This window comes from Nocardiopsis sp. Huas11 (assembly GCF_003634495.1).
In the GTDB taxonomy this organism is placed as follows: Bacteria; Actinomycetota; Actinomycetes; order Streptosporangiales; family Streptosporangiaceae; genus Nocardiopsis.
On sequence record NZ_RBKY01000001.1, the window covers coordinates 480,798 to 503,978 of the forward strand.

18 protein-coding genes are annotated in these 23,181 nt (G+C 71.9%); 2 read left to right on the top strand and 16 right to left on the bottom strand.

Going from position 1 to position 23,181, the window contains the following annotated elements:
• Positions 1 to 97: 97 nt before the first annotated feature.
• From obgE to DFP74_RS02180, 5 genes are all read right to left on the bottom strand, one after another.
• Positions 98 to 1,462, bottom strand: a complete 1,365-nt coding sequence (obgE, locus tag DFP74_RS02160) for a GTPase ObgE (protein ID WP_121180163.1) — start codon at positions 1,460 to 1,462, stop codon at positions 98 to 100.
• A 133-nt stretch (positions 1,463 to 1,595) separates the two neighbouring features.
• Positions 1,596 to 1,856 carry a 50S ribosomal protein L27 gene (gene rpmA / locus DFP74_RS02165; RefSeq protein ID WP_053618626.1) on the bottom strand — a complete coding sequence of 87 codons (261 nt, stop codon included), beginning with the start codon at positions 1,854 to 1,856 and terminating at the stop codon, positions 1,596 to 1,598.
• 13 nt (positions 1,857 to 1,869) lie between these two features.
• Complete coding sequence (gene rplU, locus DFP74_RS02170; protein WP_121180164.1) at positions 1,870 to 2,181, bottom strand: 50S ribosomal protein L21; 312 nt, start codon at positions 2,179 to 2,181, stop codon at positions 1,870 to 1,872.
• A 351-nt stretch (positions 2,182 to 2,532) separates the two neighbouring features.
• Positions 2,533 to 5,745 carry an Rne/Rng family ribonuclease gene (locus DFP74_RS02175; protein ID WP_121180165.1) on the bottom strand — a complete coding sequence of 1,071 codons (3,213 nt, stop codon included), beginning with the start codon at positions 5,743 to 5,745 and terminating at the stop codon, positions 2,533 to 2,535.
• A gap of 161 nt (positions 5,746 to 5,906) precedes the next feature.
• Complete coding sequence (locus DFP74_RS02180; RefSeq protein WP_233570763.1) at positions 5,907 to 6,683, bottom strand: TIGR03936 family radical SAM-associated protein; 777 nt, start codon at positions 6,681 to 6,683, stop codon at positions 5,907 to 5,909.
• 687 nt (positions 6,684 to 7,370) lie between these two features.
• On the opposite strand from DFP74_RS02180, the gene DFP74_RS02185 reads away from it, so the two are divergent.
• Positions 7,371 to 8,399 (top strand): aldo/keto reductase, encoded by a 1,029-nt coding sequence (locus DFP74_RS02185; protein ID WP_199725446.1) that lies wholly within the window; start codon positions 7,371 to 7,373, stop codon positions 8,397 to 8,399.
• A gap of 42 nt (positions 8,400 to 8,441) precedes the next feature.
• Here the strand turns inward: DFP74_RS02185 and DFP74_RS02190 are convergent, their stop codons facing one another.
• The 10 genes from DFP74_RS02190 to DFP74_RS02235 form a co-directional block, all read right to left on the bottom strand.
• Positions 8,442 to 9,497 (bottom strand): hypothetical protein, encoded by a 1,056-nt coding sequence (locus DFP74_RS02190; RefSeq protein WP_121180168.1) that lies wholly within the window; start codon positions 9,495 to 9,497, stop codon positions 8,442 to 8,444.
• A 214-nt stretch (positions 9,498 to 9,711) separates the two neighbouring features.
• Positions 9,712 to 11,649, bottom strand: a complete 1,938-nt coding sequence (locus DFP74_RS02195; RefSeq protein ID WP_121180169.1) for a TIGR03960 family B12-binding radical SAM protein — start codon at positions 11,647 to 11,649, stop codon at positions 9,712 to 9,714.
• A gap of 65 nt (positions 11,650 to 11,714) precedes the next feature.
• Complete coding sequence (rodA, locus tag DFP74_RS02200) at positions 11,715 to 12,896, bottom strand: rod shape-determining protein RodA (RefSeq protein ID WP_121180170.1); 1,182 nt, start codon at positions 12,894 to 12,896, stop codon at positions 11,715 to 11,717.
• A 3-nt stretch (positions 12,897 to 12,899) separates the two neighbouring features.
• Complete coding sequence (gene mrdA / locus DFP74_RS02205; protein WP_121187973.1) at positions 12,900 to 15,005, bottom strand: penicillin-binding protein 2; 2,106 nt, start codon at positions 15,003 to 15,005, stop codon at positions 12,900 to 12,902.
• A gap of 2 nt (positions 15,006 to 15,007) precedes the next feature.
• Complete coding sequence (mreD, locus tag DFP74_RS02210; RefSeq protein ID WP_121180171.1) at positions 15,008 to 15,568, bottom strand: rod shape-determining protein MreD; 561 nt, start codon at positions 15,566 to 15,568, stop codon at positions 15,008 to 15,010.
• Positions 15,565 to 16,464, bottom strand: coding sequence for a rod shape-determining protein MreC (gene mreC, locus DFP74_RS02215; RefSeq protein WP_121180172.1), 900 nt, complete (start codon positions 16,462 to 16,464; stop codon positions 15,565 to 15,567). The genes mreD and mreC overlap by 4 nt, the downstream gene beginning before the upstream one ends.
• Position 16,465: 1 nt before the next feature.
• Positions 16,466 to 17,500 carry a rod shape-determining protein gene (locus tag DFP74_RS02220; RefSeq protein ID WP_121180173.1) on the bottom strand — a complete coding sequence of 345 codons (1,035 nt, stop codon included), beginning with the start codon at positions 17,498 to 17,500 and terminating at the stop codon, positions 16,466 to 16,468.
• Positions 17,501 to 17,886: 386 nt separating this feature from the next.
• Positions 17,887 to 18,294 (bottom strand): nucleoside-diphosphate kinase, encoded by a 408-nt coding sequence (gene ndk, locus DFP74_RS02225; RefSeq protein ID WP_121180174.1) that lies wholly within the window; start codon positions 18,292 to 18,294, stop codon positions 17,887 to 17,889.
• 181 nt (positions 18,295 to 18,475) lie between these two features.
• Complete coding sequence (locus DFP74_RS02230; RefSeq protein ID WP_121180175.1) at positions 18,476 to 18,829, bottom strand: DUF4233 domain-containing protein; 354 nt, start codon at positions 18,827 to 18,829, stop codon at positions 18,476 to 18,478.
• A 36-nt stretch (positions 18,830 to 18,865) separates the two neighbouring features.
• Complete coding sequence (locus DFP74_RS02235; protein ID WP_121180176.1) at positions 18,866 to 20,218, bottom strand: folylpolyglutamate synthase/dihydrofolate synthase family protein; 1,353 nt, start codon at positions 20,216 to 20,218, stop codon at positions 18,866 to 18,868.
• A 110-nt stretch (positions 20,219 to 20,328) separates the two neighbouring features.
• Between DFP74_RS02235 and DFP74_RS02240 the strand changes: the two genes are divergently transcribed.
• The gene (locus DFP74_RS02240) at positions 20,329 to 21,588 is read left to right on the top strand and encodes a hypothetical protein (protein WP_121180177.1); all 1,260 of its coding nucleotides are present in this window, start codon (positions 20,329 to 20,331) and stop codon (positions 21,586 to 21,588) included.
• A gap of 92 nt (positions 21,589 to 21,680) precedes the next feature.
• Here DFP74_RS02240 and DFP74_RS02245 read toward each other — a convergent pair whose 3' ends face one another.
• The gene (locus DFP74_RS02245; RefSeq protein ID WP_121180178.1) at positions 21,681 to 23,111 is read right to left on the bottom strand and encodes an LVIVD repeat-containing protein; all 1,431 of its coding nucleotides are present in this window, start codon (positions 23,109 to 23,111) and stop codon (positions 21,681 to 21,683) included.
• Positions 23,112 to 23,181: the final 70 nt, after the last annotated feature.

Here is a 23,181-nt window from a genome sequence, read left to right on the forward strand (position 1 = left end):
TGCGGCTTTCCGTCCAGTGGCGCGGCGCCCGGGGGTCGGGCGCCGCGCACGTGCCTGAGAGAGGGGTCGGCTGGGGCGGCCTCGGTCCCCGCGCGGGTCAGCCCAGCCGGGCGTCGGATCCGCGCGGGCCGGACGGGACGACCTCGGCGTCGGTGGAGGGGTCCCAGTCGAAGACCACGGAGTCCTCCTCCGTACCGATGTGCACCTCGGCCCCCGGGGTGGCGCCGGCCTTGGCCAGCTCCTCCTCGATGCCCAGGCGGTTGAGCCGCTCGGCCAGGTAGCCCACGGCCTCGTCATTGGTGAAGTCGGTCTGGTTGACCCAGCGGGCGGGCTTGTCCCCGCGCACCTGGAAGGCGTTGCCGCCCAGCGGCACGACCTGGAAGGGCGTCTCGCCGATCATCTTGGGCCGGATCACGATCCGCGTGGGCTCGGCGACCGGTGTGGCGGCGCGGGCGGCGGCCACCTGCTCGCCCAGGGCGAAGGACAGCTCGCGCAGGCCCTCGCGGGAGGCCGCGGAGGCCTCCATCACGCGGTAGCCGCGCTCGGTCAGCATGGGCGTGACCAGTTCGGCGAGCTCGCGGGCCTCGGGCACGTCCACCTTGTTGAGCACGACCAGGCGCGGCCGGTCCGACAGGTCGATGCCGGCCTTCTCGCCGTAGGCGGCCAGTTCGGCCTCCAGGGCCTCCAGGTCGCTGACCGGGTCGCGGCCGGGCTCGTAGGTGGCGCAGTCGAGCACGTGCAGCAGGGTGGAGCAGCGCTCGATGTGGCGCAGGAACTCCAGTCCCAGGCCCTTGCCGTCGCTGGCGCCGGGGATGAGCCCGGGCACGTCGGCGATGACGTACTGGACCGAGCCCGCCTCCACCACGCCCAGGTTGGGCACCAGGGTGGTGAAGGGGTAGTCGGCGATCTTGGGCCGCGCCGCGGACATCGCCGCGATGAGGGAGGACTTGCCCGCGCTGGGGAAGCCGACGAGTCCGACGTCGGCGATGGTCTTCATCTCCAGGCGGATGTCGAAGGCCTCGCCCTCCTCGCCCTTGAGCGCGAACCCGGGGGCCTTGCGCTTCTTGGAGGCCAGTGCGGCGTTGCCGAGCCCGCCGTGGCCGCCCTGGGCCAGCACCAGGCGGGTGCCGTGGCCGACCAGGTCGGCGATGAACTCGCCGTCGGCCCGGGTGACCACCGTGCCGTCGGGCACGGTCAGCACCATGTCCTGCCCGTTGGCCCCGGCCTTGTGGCCGCCCTGGCCGGGCGTGCCGTTGGGGGCGTTGCGGTGCGGCCGCCGCTGGTACTCCAGCAGCGTCGCGGTCTGGGTGTCGACCTCCAGGACGACGTCGCCGCCCCGGCCGCCGTTGCCGCCGTCCGGCCCGCCCAGCGGCTTGAACTTCTCACGGTGCACGGAGGCGCAGCCATGCCCGCCGTTCCCGGCCTTGACGTGCAAGACCGCCTCGTCGACGAAGTCAGGCATAGCTCTCCCCGTTTGCTCTGCGGCCCCGCCCGACGGCGGGGCCCACACTCACTCGCGTGTCACCCAGTGACAACGCGAGAGGCGGGCCAGTGTTCCCTGGCCCGCCTCGACACCTCAACGTCCGTACGCGAACCTACTCGGCGGCGGCCGGGACGATGTTGACGGCCTTGCGGCCACGGTGGTTGGCGAACTTGACCTCGCCCGCGACCAGCGCGAACAGGGTGTCGTCGCCACCACGGCCGACGTTCACGCCGGGGTGGAACTTGGTTCCACGCTGACGGATCAGGATCTCGCCGGCCGACACGGCCTGACCGCCGAAGCGCTTCACGCCGAGGCGCTTGGCGTTGGAGTCACGACCGTTACGGCTGGACGAAGCGCCCTTCTTGTGTGCCATTTCCCAAGGCCTCCTACTTCGCCGCGATGCCGGTGACGCGCACCTGGGTGTGCTTCTGGCGGTGCCCCTGGCGCTTCTTGTAACCGGTCTTGTTCTTGTACTTCATGATGTTGATCTTGGGGCCCTTGGTCTCGCCGAGAATCTCGGCGGTGACCGTGTAGCCACTCAGCTTGTCGGCGTCGCTGACGACGTTTCCGTCCTCAACGACGAGGATGGGCTGCCAAGTAATGGTGGCACCGGTCTCCTGGGAGACCTTGTCGATGTTCAGAACGTCATCGACAGACACCTTCTCCTGTCGGCCGCCCGCTCGCACGATCGCGTACACCGGGTCACTCTCTTCCTGCTCGCTCAACGAAAAAATGCGGGACCGGACCGTTGTCCGCGTTCGCGGGGTCCGAGGTCCGGCCGTGCCCGTACCAGACATGGCCGGGAGGATCATCACCACCGAGGTGGAGTGAAGCCTCATTCCACGATCCACTGATCGCCTGTAGCGGGGCGCGGGGATCTGAGGGAAACAAACCCTGCGTGGAGAGCACTTCGGTCTCGGGGCGCGCGATCATGGCACGCCAACGCACCGTCCACCAGATTACCACCGCCCGGCCACGGACCGGCACATGTGTCCGGGTCCGGACCAGATCGCGCCTGGTCCGGACCCGGGCGTGGTGCCCTGGAACCCTTACGAAGCGTCGACCGCCGTGGGCGGGGTCGACGCGGTCTTGGTCCGACGGGTACGGCGCCGCTTAGGCCGCTCGGCGGCCTCCTCGTCGCCGCCGTCGGCCGCGGGCGCCTCGGCGCCCGCGTCGTCGGCCGTGCCGCCGTCGGGAGCCTGCTCGCCCTCGCCGCCCTCGGCCGCAGGGCTCCCGGCACGGCGGGTGGCGCGCCTGGTGCGGGTCCGCTTGGCCGGAGCCTCCTCCTGGGCCGGAGCGTCCTGCGCGACCTCGACGGGGGCCTCAGGGGCCTCCGTGGCGGGCGCGGGCTCGGCCGCCACCGTTTCCGTGGCGGGCTCCTGGACGGTCTGCTCCGCGGCCTCCTGGGGCCGCTCGGCCGCCGTCTCGGCGCTCTTGCGGGACCGGGAGGCGCGCTTGCGCGTCTTCTTGGCGGGCGCGGCCTGCTCGGCCTCGTCGGCCTGCTCGGCGGGCGCCGCCTGGGCGCCGGACTCCTCCGGGCTCTCGGCCGCGACCTCGGCTTCGGCCCTGGCCTCCGCCTTGGCCGCCCTGCGCGAGCCCTTGCCGGACCTCTCGGCCCGAGCGGACTTGTCCGACTTCTCGGGGCGGTCGGCGGCCTCGTCCAGGTCGGCGGGGTCGGGCTCGACCTGCTCGGCCCGGTCGGTGGCCTGCTGCTCCACCTCGGCCTTGCCCTTGTCGCCCTTGTTGTCGCCCTTGTTCTTCTTCTTGCGGCCGCCGTTGCCGCTCTTGCCCTCGTCCAGGTCCAGGACCAGGCCGCGGCCGTTGCAGTGGTCGCAGTTGTGGGAGAAGGCCTCCAGCAGGCCCTGGCCGACCCGCTTGCGGGTCATCTGCACCAGGCCCAGGGAAGTGACCTCCGCCACCTGGTGCTTGGTGCGGTCGCGCGAGAGGCATTCCAGCATCCGGCGCAGCACGAGGTCGCGGTTGGACTCCAGCACCATGTCGATGAAGTCGATGACGATGATGCCGCCGATGTCGCGCAGCCGGAGCTGGCGCACGATCTCCTCGGCCGCCTCCAGGTTGTTCTTGGTGACGGTCTCCTCGAGGTTTCCGCCCTGACCGGTGAACTTGCCGGTGTTGACGTCGACCACGGTCATGGCCTCGGTGCGGTCGATGATCAGCGAACCGCCGCTGGGCAGCCACACCTTGCGCTCGAGGGCCTTGTTGATCTGTTCGTCGATCCGGTACGCGGCGTAGACGTCGCGGTCCTCGTCCCAGTGGGACAGGCGCTCGGCGAGGTTGGGCGCCACGTAGTCCACGTACTCGTGGACGGTGGTCCAGGCGTCCTCACCGGAGACGACCAGGCTGGAGAAGTCCTCGTTGAAGACATCGCGCACGACCCGCACCGTGAGGTCGGGCTCGCTGTTGAGCAGCGAGGGCGCGTTCGCCGACTTCGACTTGCGCTTGATGGACTCCCACTGCTTGGCCAGGCGCGTGATGTCGCGCTCCAGCTCCTCCTCGCTGGCACCCTCCGCGGCCGTGCGCACGATCACGCCGGCGCCCGAGGGCATCACCTTCTTGAGGATCTGCTTCAGGCGCGCACGCTCCTTGTCGGGGAGCTTGCGGCTGATGCCGGTCATGGAACCGCCGGGCACGTACACGAGGTAGCGGCCGGGCAGGCTGACCTGGCTGGTCAGGCGGGCGCCCTTGTGGCCGACCGGGTCCTTGGTGACCTGCACCAGGACCGACTGGCCGGACTTGAGCACGGACTCGATGCGCTTGGGCTGGCCGTCCAGGCCGAAGGAGTCCCAGTTGACCTCGCCCGCATACAGGACCGCGTTGCGGCCCTTGCCGATGTCGACGAAGGCCGCCTCCATCGACGGCAGCACGTTCTGGACCCGGCCCAGGTAGACGTTGCCGACGTAGGAGCGGTGGGTGGCGCGGTCGACGTAGTGCTCGACGAGGACGTCGTCCTCCAGCACCGCGATCTGGGTACGGTCGCCGTTGCGGCGGATGACCAGGTCGCGCTTGACCGCCTCGCGGCGGGCCAGGAACTCCGACTCGGTGACGATGGGAGCGCGGCGGCGGCCCTGCTCGCGGCCCTCGCGGCGGCGCTGCTTCTTGGCCTCCAGGCGCGTGGATCCGCGCACCGCCTGGACCTCGTCCTCGATCGGCTTCTCCTGGCGCGGCTCGCGCACCCTGACCACGGTGTTCGGCGGGTCGTCGTGGGTGGTCTCGCCACCGGTGCCGGCCCGGCGACGCCGACGGCGCCGACGGCGGCTGCCCCGCTCGGAGTCGGACTCGTCCTCGACGAACCGCTCCTCCTCGGCCCCGGTCTCGGCGGCGGGCTCGACGGGCTGCTTGTCCTTGGTCTTGGCCTTGCGCTCGACAGCGGAGGGCGCAGGCTCGTTCGCCTCGTCCTCGCCCTCGTCGCCACCGCGCGAACGGCCGCGGCCACGGCCGCCGCGACGGCGGCGACGGCGGCTGGAGCGCTCCTCGGCGGTGTCGGCGGCGCCCGACTGCTCGGCGCCGGTCTCCTCCGCCTCGTCCTCCTCCTCGACCTCGTCGTCGTCCTCGTCCCGGACCGTCTCGACGACGGGCGCGGCCTTGGAGGCGACGGGCGGCTGGAAGAGCATGCCGGGCGGCTGGAAGAGCGAGCCGCCACCGGTCTCGTCGGCGCGCTCCTCGCTCTCTTCGGCGGCGGGCTCCTCCACGGGGCGACGTGCGGTGCGGCGGGCCTCGGCGCGGGGGGCCTCGGCGGGAGGCGTCTCGACGCGAGGCGCTTCGGTCCGCGTCTCCGTGGCCTTGGTACGGGTCCTGGTGCGGGCGCGGGTGCGCGCGGGGCGCTCCTCGGCCGCGGGGGCCTGCTGCTCGGCCGCGGGCGCCTGCTCCGCCTCGGGCGCCTGCTGCTCGGCCGCGGGCGCCGCCTTGCGGGCGGTCACCGGAGCGGGAGGCGGCGCCTCCTCCGGGCTACCGGCGGGCCTGACGGTCCTCCGGCGCGCGGTGGTGGTCTTCACGGACGTCTTGACCGTGCCGACCTCACCGGTGCCCGCGAGTGTCGTGACGGGTCGGGTGGGGGCGGTGACGGCCGGGGCGTCGTCGGGTTCGGGGGGTGGTCCCGCGGCACGGCGAGCGCCCTTTACGGGCGCGCCGGTGGTCACGCGCACTCCGTCCTCCCCCTGGGGAGGCGTCGCCGCCGTGGATTCGGTTGTTTCAGTTGTACCCGTGGTGCCTTCGGCACCGTCGTTGGGCTCGTGGTCGAGCATCCGGGCGGTCTCCCGTCAGAGTTCTCGGGCACGGCGCGACCTCTCGGTCGGCGGCACGGCTCACGAGAACTGTCGTCGCTGTGTCGGCGCCGGGGGCACGTGTGCGCCTCCGGGCCGAAGTTCTGTGGTTTCGCCCATGGTCCCCGCCTTGGGGCCGCCCATCAGTGCGGTCCCGTCATGGGCGATGACGGCTGTGGTGCGTTCTCGCTCCGCTCGTCAGCGTGATTCGCCGCGAGGCCGGTGCTCATCATGTGAGCCGTGGGCCGGTCCGCGGTGAGCGGGTCAGCGATCGCACCCGTCGTCTCGTCCAGTGGTCCCTGCGCCAGCCTGGTCATCATCGGAGATGACGGCGGCGCCAGGTCAGCCACGTGGCGAAGACCCGTCAGCACGTCGTCTGGTCGCACGGCAGGTGTCGTGTGCCGAACAACCAATCGAAGTATGGCATATGTCGCGGGTTGTTCCCCTGGGGCACGCCCGTCGGTCGCGCCACCCACGTCGGCGCGGACCACGGCCTGTCGCGCGTCGAACCGGCGAAGGCCCTTCTTCGTCAGGCGTTCCACCTCGACGCTCTCGGCGGCCAGGAAGGCCGCCACCGCCTCGGCCGCTTCGTCGTGGCCGACGCCGGGGAGCTCCACCAGCCATTCCGAGGCCTGGAGGCGGTCGGCCAGTCCCGGCCCGCGCGCCTCGACGACCTCGATGATGTCGATACCGTCCGGCATGGCGGCGTCGATGTCGGCCCCGACCCGCTCGGGTGAGCACCTCTCGGCCAGCGTCAGTTCCAGGTACTCCGCCTCGCTGGCGACTCCCGTGGGGGCCGCGCCGGTGTAGGAGACCTTCGGATGCGGTGAGAAGCCCTCGGAGAAAGCGACCGGCACATCCGCCCTTCGCAGGGCGCGCTCCAGCGCCCGGGCGATGTCGCGGTGGCTGGCGAATCTCATGCGTCCGCGCTTGGCGTAGCGGACGCGAAGCCGTTGTCCGGGTCGGGCGGTGGAGGGTGAGGTGGTGCCCTCGGATGCGGGGGGCAGCTCAGCTCCTTTCCTCATGCCCCCTGTGAGCGGCCGGCGGAGCGACCTGAAGGGGCGGTTCCTCGTCGTGATCAGCGTACGGTGCGCTGCGGTGCGGATGCGCCAGCAGAGCGGCGCTTACCGGTATCTCCCCCACTGACCTGCGATCGAAAAGTCCTCGAGGGGTCCGGCCGGAACCCGCACCCGTCTCGACCACCAGAACACGAGGGCTCCGGAAAAAAATCCGAAGAAAATCCTGAACCCATGGCAACCCCTCGCGAACCCCGCGAGTCCTATTACACGTACGGCCCGGCGCGAGCGGGGCGCCGGGCCGTACCTTTCCTCCCCGGGCTCCCCCACGCAGGGTCGAGCAGGACCGGGTCGAGAAACCCGGAGCGGAGCACCCGAGGCCGCGCATCCTATCGCCACCGCCTCCGAACCGTGTCGGTTCGGTCCCCCTTTCACCTGTCCCGCCCCGGCCCTTCCACCGCCGGCGCGGCGTCCTCCCAGGCCAGAACCCTCGCGCCACCGCTTCCCTCGACAACCGGGATGTCCATCCCATATCTTGCACGCAAGCGGGACGATTGTCCCGCTTCATCGACCCGGAAGGGATCCGGCGCCGTGCGCGACATCGCCCTGGGCAGTACCGGACTCACCACCAGCGAACTCGGACTCGGCTGCATGGGCCTGAGCGAGTCCTACGACACCCCGCCCGACCACGACGACGCCCTGGACCTGCTCGGCCGCGCCCTCGACCTCGGCGTGCGGATGTGGGACACCTCCGACGCCTACGCACTCGGCGCCAACGAACGCCTCATCGCCGACGCCCTCGCCCGGTTCGGCCGCGACGAGGTCGTCCTCGCCACGAAGTTCGGCGGCGTCTTCGACCGCACGACCGGTGAGCCCACCGGTGTCAGGGGCGACGCCGCCTACGTGCACCAGGCCTGCGACGCCAGTCTGCGACGCCTGGGCACCGACCGCATCGACCTCTACTACCAGCACGTCCCCGACCCCGCCGTCCCCGTGGAAGAGACGGTGGCGGCGATGGCCGAACTGGTCGCCGCGGGCAAGGTCGCGCACCTGGGCCTGTCCAACGTCAGCGCCCGGCAGCTGCGCGCGGCGCACGCCGTGCACCCGGTCGCCGCCGTCCAGAGCGAGTGGTCGCTGTTCGCGCGGGGCGCCGAACGCGACCTCGTTCCCGCGTGCGCCGAGCTGGGCATCGGCTTCGTGCCCTACTCGCCGCTGGGCCGCGGCCTCCTCACCGGCGCCATCACCTCGGCGGCCGACGCCGGCCCGGCCCGCGGCGCCTACCCCTGGTTCGCCGAGGGCAACGCGGAGCACAACGCGGCCCTGCTGGCGCCGATGCGACGGATCGCCGACGTGCACGGCGCCACGCCCGCCCAGATCGCGCTGGCGTGGGTGGTCCACCGCGCGCGCGGCGCCGGGGTCGCCGCGGTGCCCATCCCCGGCACCAAGCGCGCCGAGCGACTGGCGGAGAACACCGCCGCCCTGGAGATCGGTCTCGACGCGACCGAGCTCGCCGACCTCGACGCCCTCGCCGAGCACGTCACCGGGTCGCGCCGGCCCGTCCTACCCCCGGAGCTGCGCGCCCTGATGCCCGACGACCACGGCGAGCACACGTCCGTGTAGCGCGGCGTCCCAGGGCGGGTGCCCTCGGCACGCGCCCTGGGCTCATGCCCCCGTCGTCCTCAGGGCCACGGCACAGACCGGCCGCGTCCGGCGCGTGTAGGAAACGCCGGCGACCAGGAGGCCCACGCCCAGACCGCCGAAGGCGAGCCCGCCCGAACCGATCATCAGGGTGCTCCCCAGCGCGTCGGTGAACGGCGCGGCCGGTTCCGGGGTGTCCACGATCCCCAGGAGGTACGCCGCCGCGAGGACGGCGAGCACGAGCCCGTACAGGGTGAGTGTGACGCCGGTCAGCAGGGCGGGGGCGAGCGGCAGCACGCGCGGCACCCGCTTCCCGGCCAGGAACGGTGTCCACCGGGGGAACGCCTGGCCCCAGGCATGGGTCAGGCCGAGCATGAGCACGCACACGAGCAGTGCCGCCAGCACGGTGATGTCGATACCGACCGCCGCGAGTGCCTGCGCGAGGCCCTCACCCTCGGTACTGGACTCGTGCCAGGCGCGCGCGGAGACACCGAAGACGTCCCAGCCCAGTGACCAGCCCACCTTCGCGCCGGCCCACGGCAGGATGCCGGACATCGCCACGAGGACCGCGACCCGGACCCGCGCCGACGCCCTCGACGGTTCCGGGTGGGCCAGGGGCCCGTCCGTGCGGCCCCGGTGGGCCCGCCCGCAGCGCGGACACCGCCCGCCGCTCCGACGCACGTGCGCCAGTGCGGCGGGCAGCAGCAGTCCGGCTCCGACGACGGTGAGCAGCAGGTGCGCCGGGCCGACCGGGCCCGACTCGAACAGGGTCCCCGCGACCATCGACACGACGACCATCGGGGCTCCGAAGGTCGCCAGGACGAGGGCCCCGGCCGTCACGACCAGGACCGCCGAGACCACGGCCGGCACCGGACCGGCGCCGGCCGCACGGCCCGTGCGGTCGCGGTGGGCGCTGAACAGGCACGCCCCCGCCGACAGGAGGGCCAGCCCGGCCAGGGTGATCGGGACCCACACCGGCAGAGTGACGTTCGGGCCGAGGGGGATCCGTGTTCCCGCCGCCGTCCAGGCGAACAGGACGCAGGCGTAGACCACCCCCCAGACCGCCGCGGCGTACGGCACCCAGCGGGGCCACCGGCCCCGCCACGTGGACCGACGGGTTCGCCGCGGCGCCCGCGCAGGCTCCCGGGGACGTTCCGGCACGGAAGCGGCGGGGACGAGCGGCAAGGGGACCTCCGGGGCGCGTTGTTCGGGCACCTCAGCGTCGTCCCCTCACCGGGGGGAGGACGTCCCCCCTACGGGTGAACCGCCTCCCCCGCGCGAGCGAGGCCGTGTCTCAGAGCACGGTCAGGGGCAGGCTCGGGCGGCCCTCGGCCGGGGCGTTGATCTGGATCTCCGTCCCCATGCTCGGGCACACGCCGCAGTCATAGCAGGGGTTCCAGCGGCAGTCGTCGACCTCCAGCGACTCCTCGCCGTGCAGCGAGTCCTGCCAGTCCTGCCACAGCCACGACCGGTCGAGCCCGGCGTCGAGGTGGTCCCAGGGCAGGACCTCGTCCTCGTCCCGGTCGCGTGTGGTGAACCAGTCCAGGTCCACGCCGGTCTCCCCCAGCCCGGCCTCGGCGGCCTTGGCCCAGCGGTCGAAGGAGAAGTGCTCGCTCCAGCCGTCGAAGCGCCCGCCGGCGCGCCACGCCTCCTCCACCACGCGGCCGACCCTGCGGTCGCCGCGGGACAGCAGGCCCTCGATGATCGAGGGGCGCCCCTCGTGGTAGCGCAGACCGATCGACTTGCCGTACTTGCGGTCCCCCCGCAGCCGGTCGCGGAGCTTGCGCAGCCGGGCGTCGACGTCCTCGTGCGAGGTCTGCCCCGCCCACTGGAACGGTGTCTGCGGCTTGGGTACGAACCCGCCGATGGACACGGTGCACCGGATGTCCTTGCGCCCGGTCACCTCGCGGCCGGTCCGGATGACCTCGGTGGCCAGGTCCGCGATGGCCAGGACGTCCTCGTCCTCCTCGGTCGGCAGCCCGCACATGAAGTACAGCTTCACCTGGCGCCACCCCGCCGCGTAGGCCGCGGTGACGGTACGGATGAGGTCCTCCTCGGTGACCATCTTGTTGATCACCCGCCGCATCCGCTCGCTGCCGCCCTCGGGCGCGAAGGTCAGCCCGGACCGGCGCCCGTTGCGGGTCAGCTCGTTGGCCAGGTCGATGTTGAAGGCGTCCACGCGCGTGGACGGCAGCGACAGGCCCGTGTTGGTGCCCTCGTAGCGGTCGGCGAGGCCCTTGGCGATGGCGCCGATCTCGCTGTGGTCGGCGCTGGAGAGCGAGAGCAGGCCCACCTCCTGGAACCCGGAGGCCTTCACCCCCTCCTCGACCATCTTGGTGACGGTCTCCTGGTTGCGCTCGCGCACCGGCCGCGTGATCATGCCGGCCTGACAGAACCGGCAGCCGCGGGTGCACCCGCGGAAGATCTCCACGCTGTAGCGCTCGTGCACCGACTCGGCCGTGGGCACGATCGGCTTCTTGGGGTAGGGCCACTGGTCGAGGTCCATCACGGTGTGCTTCTGCACCACCGGGGGCACCCCGGGCCGGTTGGGTCGGTAGGCGGCGATCCGGCCGTCCTCGTGGTAGTCCACGTCGAAGAAGCGGGGCACGTACACGCCGCCGGTCGCGGCCAGGCGCAGCAGCAGACCGTCGCGTCCGCCCGGTTCGCCCTCGTCCTTGAACTCCCGGATGATCTCGGTGATGGCGAGGGTGATCTCCTCGCCGTCGCCCAGCACGACCGCGTCCAGGAAGTCCGCGATCGGCTCGGGGTTGAACACGGAGTGCCCGCCGGCCAGCACGATCGGGTGCTCGCCGGTGCGGTCGGCCGAGCGCAGCGGGATCCCCGCCAGGTCGAGCGCCGTGAGCATGTTCGTGTAGCCCATCTCGCTCGCGAAGCTCAGTCCGAGCACGTCGAAGGCGGCGAGCGGGCGGTGCGCGTCCACGGTGAAGTGCGGCACCCCGTTCTCGCGCATGAGCTTCTCCATGTCCGGCCACACGGCGTAGCACCGCTCGGCCAGCACGCCCTCGCGCTCGTTGAGGACCTCGTACAGGATCTGGACGCCCTGGTTGGGCACACCGACCTCGTAGGCGTCCGGGTACATGAGCGCCCAGCGCACCTTTGCCGTGTCCCAGTCCTTGACGACGGAGTTCAGTTCGCCCCCGACGTACTGGATGGGCTTGCCCACCTGGGAGAGCAGCGGCTCCAGTCGCGGGAAGAGACTTTCGACGGGCATGGTGTGCACCTTCGGTCGACGGCGACGTGGGTGCGACCAGGTTATTCGACCCGCGAACGGTGACGCTATTCGAAACCGCGGTCCCGCGAGTTCACACCGAGGACCAGGCCCAGCGCGAGCAGGTTGGCCACGATCGCCGTACCGCCGTAGGACACGAACGGCAGCGGCAGACCGGTCACCGGCATGACGCCCAGCCCCATCCCGATGTTGATGAAGGCCTGGAAGGCGAACCAGGCGGCCACGCCCACGCACACCAGGCGCGGATAGGGCTGGTCGCAGCCCTGGGCGATGCGCAGGATCCGCCACACGATCAGGGCGAAGAGCACCAGGATCGCCCCCGCGCCCATGAACCCGAGTTCCTCCCCCGCCACCGTGAAGATGAAGTCCGTGTGCTGCTCGGGCACGAACCGGCCGTGCGTCTGCTCGCCCTGGAAGAGCCCGGTGCCGTCGAAGCCGCCCGACCCCACCGCGATGAGCGCCTGGGCGGAGTTGTACCCCGCGCCCTGCGGATCCGCGGACGGGTCGATCAGCGTGGCGATCCGGTCCAGCTGGTAGGGCTCCAGCAGGTCGAACCACCACACGCAGAACGCGGCCGCCACGCCGCTGGCGAGCATGCCCGCCACCCACACCACCGGGGCGCCCGACAGGGTCAGCATCCCCAGGAAGACCGCGCCCAGGACCAGGCCCGTGCCCAGGTCGGGCTGGAGCATCACCAGCAGCAGCGGCGCCGCCAGCAGGGCCAGGCAGAACAGCACGTCCCTGGTCATCGGCTTGGTCTCACCGTCCCGCGGCTCCCCCAGCATCGAGGCCAGCATCAGGAGCAGGCCGACCTTGGCCAGCTCGCTCGGCTGGAACTGGAAGCCGCCGACGACGATCCACCCGCGCGAGCCGTTGATGACCGCGCCCAGCGGGGTGAGCACCAGCAGCAGTGCCACGAGGGTGCCCAGGTAGACCAGGGGCGCGTAGGCGCGCACGGTCCGGTAGTCCACGGAGGCCACCACCAGGCAGACCACCCACGCCACCGCCGTGTGCAGCAGGTGGCGGCGCACGTGGTCGGTGGAGGCCCACGGGCTGCCGCCGTCGCCGGGCAGGGTGGCCGACCACACCAAGAGCGAGCCGATCGCGCACAGCGCCGCCGCCGCGATGATGAGCGTCCAGTCCAGCCGCCTGGCCAGTCCCGCGGCCCCGGAGGCGCCGCGGCGCAGTCCGGCGCCCCTGCTCGGGGCGCCGCCCAAGTGTGTACTCATGCCCTACCGCTCCAGCACGTCGATGGAACCGTCCGAGCGCACGATGGGCAACTCGTCACGGGGCTCTCCGCCGGGCAGCGCCGGCTTCGACCCGCCCTTGTCGGAGAAGCCGTAGATGCCCTCGTAGATCTCGCGGGCGATGGGCGCCGCGGCCGCACCGCCGGTGCCGCCCTGGTGCACGAACACCGCGATGGCGAACTGCGGGTCGTCGGCGGGCGCGTAGGAGGCGAACCAGGCCGAGGTCTCCTTGGCCTGCTGGTCGGCGCTACCGGTCTTGCCCGCCACCGACACCTCGTCCTGTGGGAAGTCGCCGAAGGCGCCCCGGGCGGTGCCCTCCTTGGGCACCGCGGTGAGCGCCCCCTGCAGGTACCGCAGGGTCTCGTCGCTCACCGGGAGTTCGCCGCCCACGGTGGGTTCGATCTCCTGCACGGTCGAGCCGTCGGCCGAGACCAGTGCGCGTCCCACGCGGGGCTCGTAGAGCGTGCCGCCGTTGGCGATGGCGGCGTAGGCGTTGGCCAACTGCAGCGGGCTGACCAGGACGTCGCCCTGGCCGATCGCGAAGTTGACCGCCTCCCCCGCACGCCATTCGAAGCCCTGCACGCAGTGCTCGTGGGCCAGGCGTTTGAGGTAGGAGGCGTGGCCCGGGTCGGTCTCGGCGATGTCGGGGTAGCCCTCCTCGGCGCGCCGGCAGTTGACCTCCCGGGTCTCCTCCCAGAAGGTGCGCTTCCACTCGCGGTCGGGGATGCGGCCCCCGCTCTCGAAGGGCAGGTCGATACCGGTCGGGGCACCGAACCCGAAGCCCCGCGCCATGTCCGCCATGGCCTCCTCGGGGTCGCCGTCCGGGTGGAGCCCGCCGTCCTGCTGCCACATCTGGTAGCCGAAGTTGTAGAAGATGGTGTTGCACGAGACGACGATCGCCTTGTGCAGCGACAGTGACCCGTGGCCCTGGCCCGCGTAGTTCTCGTAGCCCTGGCCGGCGAGGTTGACGGAGCCGGGGCACGCGTAGGTGCTGCGCAGCGAGTAGCCGTTCTCCGCGGCCGCCGACAGCGAGGACACCTTGAACGTCGAGCCGGGCGGGTAGTGCCCCTGGTAGGCGCGCGAGACCAGCGGCTCCCCCGCCTCCTCGCTGAGCATCTGGTCGAAGGTCTCCTGGTCGATGCCGCCCTGCCAGACGCTGGGGTCGTAGGTGGGCAGGCTCGCCATCGCCACGACTCCGCCGTTGGTCACGTCCAGCACGACGGCCGCGCCGGAGTCGGCGTTCGGCTGGGCGGCGATGCCGTCGGCCAGCGCCTTCTCCGCGATCCTCTGCACGCCCAGGTCCAGGTGGGTGATCAGGTGCATCCCCGCCACAGGCGGTTCGTCGGAGATGACGTCCATGATCTCGCCGTGGTTGTTCACTCCCAGGGTCCGCAGGCCCGCGGTGCCGCGCAGCTCGTCGTCGTAGACCCGTTCCAGGCCGTCCCGGCCCACCTGGTCCACGCCCGTGAACTGGGTCCGCAGCTCCTCGCGGGCGTCGAGCTCCTCCTGGGTGACGGGCTGCAGGTAGCCCAGGAGCTGGCCGGCGTGGTCGCCCTGCGGGTACTCCCGGAGGGCGAGCGCCTGGGCGGTGATACCCGGGAAGTCGTCGGCGCTCTCCATGATCTGCAGCGCCACGGGGGGTTCGACGTCGTCGGCGAGGGTGACGGGCTGGTAGGGAGACCCCGGCCAGCAGGGGCGCTCCACGGTGGGCCCGCACAGGCGCATGCGCTGCTGCAGGTCCTCCAGGGGCACGTCCAGGACCCCGGCGAGCCGGCCGAGGACGGCCTCGCCGCCGTCGTCCATCCCCCGCAACCGGTGGTAGTCGGCGGAGACGACCAGCTCGGTGCGGTTGCTCACGAGCGGACGCCCCGCGGAGTCGAGGATCTGGCCCCGGGTCGCGGGGACCACGAGGCGCTGGTGGTGGTTGGCCACCGCGAGGTCGCGGTAGTGGTCGGACATCGGCACCTGCAGGTACCACAGGCGCACGCCCAGCAGGGCGAAGAGCAGCACGACCATCAGCTGGACGAGGATGAGACCGACGCGGCCGAGCCTGCGGCCGGGCAGCGCCGGGTCGACGGGTGGACGGCGCACGGTCACCACCCCACCGGGGACGTCGGGCCCTGAACGGTGGCGAAGTCGCTGTCGGCCAGCGCGTCACGCAGGCGCACCATCGGCAGGGTCACCACGGGAGAGACGAGTGCGGTGAGCAGTGCGCCCAGACCGGCGTTGACGACCACGGCGGCCAGTGTCAGGCGCGGGTCGCCCATGACGAAGCCGACCGCCGCGTAGGCCAGGCCGGCGCCCAGGGCGATCGACGCGGTGGCGCCGACCACGGCCGGCAGCCCGATGCGCATGCCCACGGCGCCCTGGGCGCCGGTGTTGGCGCGCAGCAGGGCGGCGGTGTAGGCCGCCAGGCACAGCACCAGGGCGTAGCGCCCGACGGCGTGCTCGGCCGGCGGCAGCAGGTCCATGGCCAGCCCGGCGGCGAACCCGTATCCGGCCGCCGTGGCGGGCCGGGCGGTCAGGGCGACCGCGGCCACCGCGGCCACGACCAGGTCGGGGCCGGGCCCCCAGGGCAGTGGCAGGCGCTGGACGACGACGGCCTGCAGCAGTACCGCGACCGCCACCAGTACGACGGTGGCTACGGCCCTCATCGGTCCTCCTCGGGGTCGGGTTCGGGCGGCAGGACGGAGTCGCGCGGATCCTCGGCCGGTCCGGCGACGACCACCCCGACCACGTCCAGGGCCGCGAAGTCCACGGCGGGCTCGATGCGCGCGATGCGGCTGAGCGCGCCGGGCGAGACCTGGACGTCCTGGACGGTGCCGACGGGCACGCCCGGGACGAAGGGCGCACCCTCGTGGGAGCCGAGCGTGACCACCCGGTCCCCGGACTCCACGGGCGCCTCCATGTCGAAGAGTTCGAGCGCGAGTTCGGAGTCGGCGCCGCCGGGCACGGAGCCGCCGTTGACGACGCCGATCTTGCGGGTCTCGGCCAGTCGGGCGCCCACGGCCGAGGTGGCGTCCGTGGCGAGCAGGACCGTGCTGGTGCGCGGGCCGGCCTCCACCACCCGTCCGACGAGCCCCTGGCCGTTGACGACGGTCATGTCGGTGCGGACGCCGGAGCTCGTGCCGACGTCGAGGGTGACCGCGTGCGCGTACCCCCGGGACGTCGTGCGGGTGACGGCCTGGGCCGGGACGATCTCGTAGCCGCCGAGCCCGGACAGGTGGAGCAGGTCGTCCAGCTGGTCGGCGCGGGCCTCGTCGAGCCGTGCGGCCTGGAGCTCGGACTCCAGTTCGGCGTTGGCCTCCTCCAGCTCGGAGACGCGCTCGACGGCCTCGGGCCCCCGGCGCAGCCCCTCGTAGAGCGAGGCCACGGGACCGCCCGCCCAGCCGGCCCCGGCCGCGGCGGGGGCGAAGACGACTTCGCCCGCGGCGCGGCCGGCGCTGGTGAGCGGGTCCGGCCCTGGCCGGGTGTCCAGCACGAGCAGGGCCACGCAGGCCACGACCAGCACGAGCAGCGTGAGCCGGGATCTCGTTGAGTCGCGGAACATGTCAGCGCCGCCGTTCGGGCACCAGCACCTGGTGCAGGCGCTCGTAGTTCTCCACGCAGGTGCCCGACCCGATCGCGACCGAGTCCAAGGCGTTCTCCGCGACGTGGATGGGCATGCCGGTCTCGTGCAGGAGCCGGTCGTCGAGGCCGCGCAGCAGGGCGCCGCCGCCGGTGACCGCGACACCGCGGTCCATGATGTCGCCCGACAGCTCGGGCGGGCACTTGTCGAGGCTGGTGCGGACCGCGTCGATGATGGTGGTGACCGGTTCCTCGATGGCTTGGCGGACGTCGCTCTCCGACATCACGATCGTCTTGGGCAGGCCGCTGATGAGGTCCCGGCCGCGTACCTCGGCGTGGAGTTCCTCCGCGCCGGTGGGATAGGCCGATCCGATGGCCATCTTGAGCTCTTCGGCGGTGCGCTCCCCGACCATCAGGGAGTACTCCTTCTTGATGAAGGTCATGATGGCCTGGTCGAGTTCGTCGCCGCCGACCCGGATGGACTGCGAGGTGACGATGCCGCCCATGGAGATGACGGCGACCTCCGTGGTGCCGCCGCCGATGTCGACGACCATGTTGCCGGTCGGCTCGTGGACCGGGAGCCCGGCACCGATCGCGGCGGCCATGGGCTCTTCGATGATGTAGACCCGCCGGGCACCCGCCTGGTAGCCCGCCTCCTTGACCGCGCGGTGCTCCACCGACGTGATCCCGCTGGGCACGGCCACGATGACGCGCGGTTTGGCGAAGTGCCGCCTGCGGTGGATCTTCTGGATGAAGTAGCGCAGCATCCGCTCGGTGATCTCGAAGTCGGCGATCACACCGTCCTTGAGCGGTCGCACGGCGGTGATGTTGTGCGGGGTGCGGCCGATCATCTGTTTGGCCTCGATGCCGACCGCGACGATCTTGCCCGTGGACGTGTTGAGCGCGACGACCGAGGGCTCGTTCAGAACGATGCCGCGGCCGCGCACGTACACGAGCGTGTTGGCGGTGCCAAGGTCGACGGCCATGTCTCGGCCGAGAAAAGCAAGGTTGTTCGGCATGTAACGTCCTCAGAGGCGCCGTGACGGACGTGGTTGCACGGGGCGACCATACGTAGTCGATCCGGCACGATAGGTAAACAGTCCCCCGTATCGTAACGGTCGGCACTTAGGCGGCTACGCAAACACACCGAATTGTTGCTCGATTTCGGACGACGCACCTCGAGGCGGCCATAACGCGCAAATCGTCGCGCTGAGGCAGCGGAACGGCACCCGGAGTAACGATCCTAGTCGTGCGCGTGCCCCCTCCGCCACCGAGACGGGCGCGGCCGGTCCGAGGCGGCGAGCGCGCCGGCGAGCGCGCGCGGGCCCCGCTCCGGGGCCGGACATGACGACGCCCGGTCCGTGGTCGTCCACGAACCGGGCGTCGGTGCCGGAGCCGGGGCCGTTCAGCCCAGGTCGGGGAAGAACAGCTTGATCTCGCGCTCGGCGGAGTAGGTGGAGTCCGAGCCGTGCACGATGTTCTGCTGCACCTCCAGGGCGAAGTCGCCGCGGATGGTGCCGGGGGCGGCGGTGACCGGGTCGGTCGCGCCGGCCAGGGCACGGAAGGCCTCCACCGCACGCTCGCCCTCGACCACCATGGCCACCAGCGGGCCGCCGGTGATGAACTCCACCAGGGAGCCGAAGAACGGACGCTCGGCGTGCTCCTCGTAGTGCGTCTTGGCGGTGTCCGCGTCCAGCGTGCGCAGCTCCATCGCCACGAGCTTGAGGCCCTTGCGCTCGATGCGGGAGATCACCTCGCCGACGATGTTGCGGCGGACGCCGTCGGGCTTGATGAGAACGAGAGTGCGCTCCACGTGCGTGTCAACTCCTCAGGGGACGTCCGCGTGGCACGCGTGGGCACTCGCCCACGGCTCCGGCCGCACGCGGAGGTTCGGGTGAAAGGTGCGGGCGCCGAAGCCGTGGGACGAGAACCCCACGGGCGGCCTGCCCGGATACGCGCCACACTACCGCTTCCGGGCATGGCGCGTACGCCGGTCAGGCATCCACGCTCTCCGACTCCTTCTGCCTGTCCCGGGCGGCCTTCAGGGCGTCGGTGCGGCGACCCACGATGACGCCGGTCACCCACAGGGACACGAAGACCACGGCGATGAGCAGCATCCCCGACACCTGGAAGGCGCTGAACAGGAACCCGGCCTGCAGCGCCCAGGCGGCGTAGTGCGCCCAGGTGTACTTCTGCAGGGCCGAGAGGACGAGCACGGCGACGGCCATGCCGCCCCAGACACCCCCCGCGAGCCCTGGGTCGATGCCCTCGGTGTTGATGGCGACGGGTATGGCGAGTCCGAGGACGATGGCCTCGAAAGCGAGAACGACAGCGCAGACGACGCGCATGGCGCAGATCCCTTCATCGGTGGATCGCCGGGACCGCTACTCGCCCGCTCCGCGCAGCAGGTGGACGGCGTCACCGGCGGTGACGACCGACCCGGTGACGAGCACGCCACTGCCGCCGAACTCGCCGGTCTCCTCCGCCAGGCCCACGGCCTGGTCGATGGCGTCGTCGAGTCGGTCGGCCGTGTGGACACGGTCCTCACCGAAGATCTGCTGGGCGATGGCGGAGAGCCGCGCGGGGTCGAGGGAGCGCGGCGATGAGTTGCGGGTGACGACGATCTCGTCAAGCAACGGTTCGAGGGGTTCGAGAATTCCCTCGACATCCTTGTCGGCCATGATGGCGACCACGCCGACCAGTCGACTGAAGCCGAAGGCCTCCTCGACCGCGGCCGCGGTCGCGGTCATGCCGGCGGGGTTGTGTGCGGCGTCGGCGATCACGGTCGGGCTGGTGCGCACGACCTCCATCCGGCCCGGGGAGTCGACCCCGGACAGAGCCTCACCGACGATCTGGGGATCCATCCCCTCGGCGTCCTCGCCCGTGGCGGCGAACGCCTCCACGGCGGCGATGGCGACGGCGGCGTTGCCGGCCTGATGGGCGCCGAACAGGGGCAGGAACAGGTCTTCGTACCCTCCGGTGAGGCCCTTGACGGCGACCTGCTGGCCGCCGACGGCCACCTCACGGGAGGTGACCCCGAATTCCAGGCCCTCGCGGGCCACCCGCGCGCCGACCTCGGCGGCGTGGCGGACCAGGACCTCGGCCGCCGGCAGCGGTTGCTGCGCGATGACCGCGATGGAGTCGGGCTTGATGATGCCGGCCTTCTCCTCGGCGATGCCGTCGAGGGTGTCCGGCAGGTAATCGGTGTGGTCGATACCGATCGGGGTCACCACGGCGACGTCTCCGTCGACGACGTTGGTGGCGTCCCATCGGCCGCCCATCCCCACCTCGACCACGGCGACGTCGACAGGGGTGTCGGCGAAGGCGGCGTAGGCCATGACGGTGAGGATCTCGAAGAACGACAGGCGTGTGTCGCTCATCGAGTCCGCCATGTCCACGTAGGGACTGATGTCGTCGTAGATCTCGACGAACCTCGCCTGGGAGACGGGTTCGCCGTCGACGACGATGCGCTCGCGCACGGTGCGCAGGTGCGGGCTGGTGTAGCGGCCCACACGCAGGCCTCGTGCGCGCATGAGCGCGTCGATCATGCGGGCTGTGGATGTCTTGCCGTTGGTTCCGGTGACGTGGATGGCCCGGAAGTTGCGCTGCGGGTCGCCCAGCAGGTCCAAAAGCGTGCGGACCCGGTCCAGACTCGGATCGATGTCGGACTCGGGCGCACGGGAGAGGATCTGAGCCGTCACCTCGGCGTAGCGCTCATGGGCGCTGTCGCCGCTCACGGCGTGTCGGTCGTAGGGGTGTACACCCGCGCCAGTGTACGCGCCCCCACCTGCGCCCGGGCTCCGAGCGGGGGTGCGATGGCGGAAATCGCACAGACCATACTTGGGCTATGCGATTCCTTGACCCGTTCTTCCGCGAGTGGGCGGACCGGCTCCCCGGACAGACCCGCAGCCTGGACCGCGCCATCGCCCTCATGCGCGCCCTGGACCTGGATCCGCACGCCCTGCCGGTGCTGGGCGTGGTGGGCTCCAAGGGCAAGGGCAGCACCGCGACCTACGCCGCCGCCGTCCTTGGCGCCGCCGGCCGGCGGACCGTCCTGGCCACCGGGCCGAGCTTCCGGTCCTACCGCGAGCGCGTGCGGGTGGACGGGGTGTCCGTGACCGACGAGGTGATGGACGGGGTGGGCGAGCGGATCGACCGGGCCCGCCGCCGACTGCCGTCGGTCCGCGAGAGCGGCGGCCACCTGGCTCCGAGCGGGCTCTTCCTCATCGCGGCGCTGCTCCACGCACGCGATGTGGGAGCGGACGTGTGCGTCCTGGAGGCCGGGGCGGGCGGGCACCGCGACGAGCTCCGCGTCATCGGGCCGGACGTGGTGGCGATGAGCACGGTCTTCGGCGAGCACCTGGGGGTGCTGGGCGACACCATTCCCGAGATCGCCCGGGAGAAGGCCAGGGTGGCCGGGCCGCGCACGCGGGCGCTGGTGACGCTGCCGCAGACCGCCGAGGTGACCGAGGCGATGGCCGAGGCGCTGGCGGCGACCACCGACGGGCGCGTGGCCGCCGAGACCGTGGACCCGTCCGCGCCCGGAACCGAGCCGCCGCCCGCGCTGCGCCCGCCCGGGCTGTCGTCGGCCTCGGGCGTGCTGGGGACGGCGGCGGCCCTGCGCACGCTGGACGTCCTGGGCCGCCCCCGCCCCTCCCAGGCCCGCCTGCACGAGGTGCTGGGCACGGTGCGCCTGCCCGCGCGGCTGTCCCGGCACCGGGTGCCCGGCACGGCGTCGGCGGAGGTCGTGGTGGACTCGGCGATCAACGGGACGGGGGTCGCGGCGGCCCTGGACCACGCCCGGGGGCTGTGGGGCGGGGTGGACCACGTGCTGCTGTGCCTTCCCGACCACAAGGACGTGTCCGGGGTCGTGGAGTCGCTGGGCGGCCTGCCGGTGACGACCGTCGTCCTGCCGGAGGCCCACCTGCGGTTCGAGCGCGTGCTGCCCGGCCACTGGAGGACCGTGGCGGCCGATGACCTGTCCCCCGCCCTCCTGGCGGGACTGGGCGGGCGGGTCCTGGCCCTGGGAACGGTGTACTTCACCGGACGTGTCCTGGAGGCCGTGGCGGCCCCGACCGACCGGCTCTTCGACACCGCCGCGGGCTGAGGCGGGCCGCGGCGACCGCCGCGGCCGGCCAGGGCATGACGAGGGGCCGGGGGCGTGCGCCCCCGGCCCCTCACCGGTCCGTCTCCGCGTCGCTAGCCGCGGCCGTTGCCCCGCCCGGGCCGGTAGCCGGCCTGGGACTGCGGGTTGAACTCGTCCATGTGGACCCGTTCGGCCACACGCAGGCGCGGGTCCTCCAGGCGCAGGACGTCCAGCCCGCGCTCGATGTCGGAGGAGAACACGTAGCCGTTGTAGTAGTAGGCCGACCAGGTGTCGTTGTCCTGCACACCCTCCTCGACACGGGAGTCCATGTCGAAGTAGCCGATCTCCTTCGGGTCGGTCGGGTCGTTGAAGTCGATCACCGAGACGCCGCCCCCGTACCAGGACTGCACGAAGTAGTCACGGCCGGGAACCGGGATCAGCGAACCGTTGTGCGCCACGCAGACCTGGTCGCCCTGGTGGCGGTCGATCTTGAAGTAGCTCGCGAAGTCCAGGGTCGGCGGGCCGCTCCTGCCGCCGCCGATCGTGTAGATCGCGTTGGCACCGCGCTCCGGACCGATCTCCTCGGTGCAGGTGGGGGCGCCACCGCCGCCGAGCTCGTCGGTGAACAGGACCGTCGAGGCGTCGTTGGTGAAGGTCGCCGAGTGCCAGAACGCGAAGTTCGGGTCCTGGATCCGCTCGGTGATGACCGGGTTGACCGGGTCGGAGATGTCCATCAGGACGCCGTCGCCCATGCAGGCGCCCGCCGCGATGTCCTTCTCCGCGTACACGGTGATGTCGTGGCAGCCCTGCGTCGGCAGGAGCAGGTTGTCCTGGTCGTGGTTGCCGCCGTCCGGGAACATGACCGGCTCGTTGACGATCGCCGCGTCCTCGGGAGAGTCGTGCGGGATCTCGATGATCGAGATCTTGTCGTGCGGCGGCTGGCAGTTCGGGAAGTTCGACGAGGGCGAGTACGACGACACGTAGATCAGGTCGCTCTCGCCGTCCTTGCTCGGGACGAGCGTGTTGGTGTGCGAACCGCAGTCGGTGCGCACCGCCGACACGTACTCCGGAGCCGACTTGTCCGAGATGTCGAAGACGCGGATGCCCTCGAACCCGTTCGGGTCCGTGGTGGGTACGGCCGGCGCCCCGCAGTCCTCGTTGGCGCGGGCGTAGTCGACGGAGAAGTACAGCAGGTCGCCGCTGACCGACACGTCGCCCTGACCGCCGGGACAGACCACCTCGGAGGCGACCTCGGGCCGCTCCGGGTCGGAGATGTCGTAGATGACGAAGCCGTCGTAGTTGCCGCCGATGGCGTAGTCACCCGAGAACGCGAGGTCCGAGTTGACGCTGCTCACGGCTTCGGGCTTGGGCAGGTTGGTCACGTGCGTGACGTTGTCGCTGGAGATGTCGGCCGCGGGCGGGACGGTGTCGGCGGACGCGGCGCCCGGGCTGAGCAGCCCGACCGCCAGAGTCGCCGCGGCCGCCAGGGCCACGGCGGTCCGCCGCCGTCCCGTGCGTGCCGGGAGGGAGAGTGTTGGGGGCATGGGCACTCCTGTGCGCGTTGGGGGTGGTGAACGCATCGGGGGCCACGGCATGGTCAGGGCCGTGGCCCCC

Excerpts from the sequence above, each read along its gene's own strand:
- obgE (WP_121180163.1), bottom strand. The coding sequence starts at position 1,462 with ATGCCTGACTTCGTCGACGAGGCGGTCTTGCACGTCAAGGCCGGGAAC.
- rpmA (WP_053618626.1), bottom strand. The coding sequence starts at position 1,856 with ATGGCACACAAGAAGGGCGCTTCGTCCAGCCGTAACGGTCGTGACTCC.
- DFP74_RS02175 (WP_121180165.1), bottom strand. The coding sequence starts at position 5,745 with ATGCTCGACCACGAGCCCAACGACGGTGCCGAAGGCACCACGGGTACA.
- DFP74_RS02180 (WP_233570763.1), bottom strand. The coding sequence starts at position 6,683 with ATGAGATTCGCCAGCCACCGCGACATCGCCCGGGCGCTGGAGCGCGCC.
- DFP74_RS02195 (WP_121180169.1), bottom strand. The coding sequence starts at position 11,649 with ATGCCCGTCGAAAGTCTCTTCCCGCGACTGGAGCCGCTGCTCTCCCAG.
- rodA (WP_121180170.1), bottom strand. The coding sequence starts at position 12,896 with ATGAGTACACACTTGGGCGGCGCCCCGAGCAGGGGCGCCGGACTGCGC.
- mreD (WP_121180171.1), bottom strand. The coding sequence starts at position 15,568 with ATGAGGGCCGTAGCCACCGTCGTACTGGTGGCGGTCGCGGTACTGCTG.
- mreC (WP_121180172.1), bottom strand. The coding sequence starts at position 16,464 with ATGTTCCGCGACTCAACGAGATCCCGGCTCACGCTGCTCGTGCTGGTC.
- DFP74_RS02220 (WP_121180173.1), bottom strand. The coding sequence starts at position 17,500 with ATGCCGAACAACCTTGCTTTTCTCGGCCGAGACATGGCCGTCGACCTT.
- DFP74_RS02230 (WP_121180175.1), bottom strand. The coding sequence starts at position 18,829 with ATGCGCGTCGTCTGCGCTGTCGTTCTCGCTTTCGAGGCCATCGTCCTC.
- DFP74_RS02240 (WP_121180177.1), top strand. The coding sequence starts at position 20,329 with ATGCGATTCCTTGACCCGTTCTTCCGCGAGTGGGCGGACCGGCTCCCC.
- DFP74_RS02245 (WP_121180178.1), bottom strand. The coding sequence starts at position 23,111 with ATGCCCCCAACACTCTCCCTCCCGGCACGCACGGGACGGCGGCGGACC.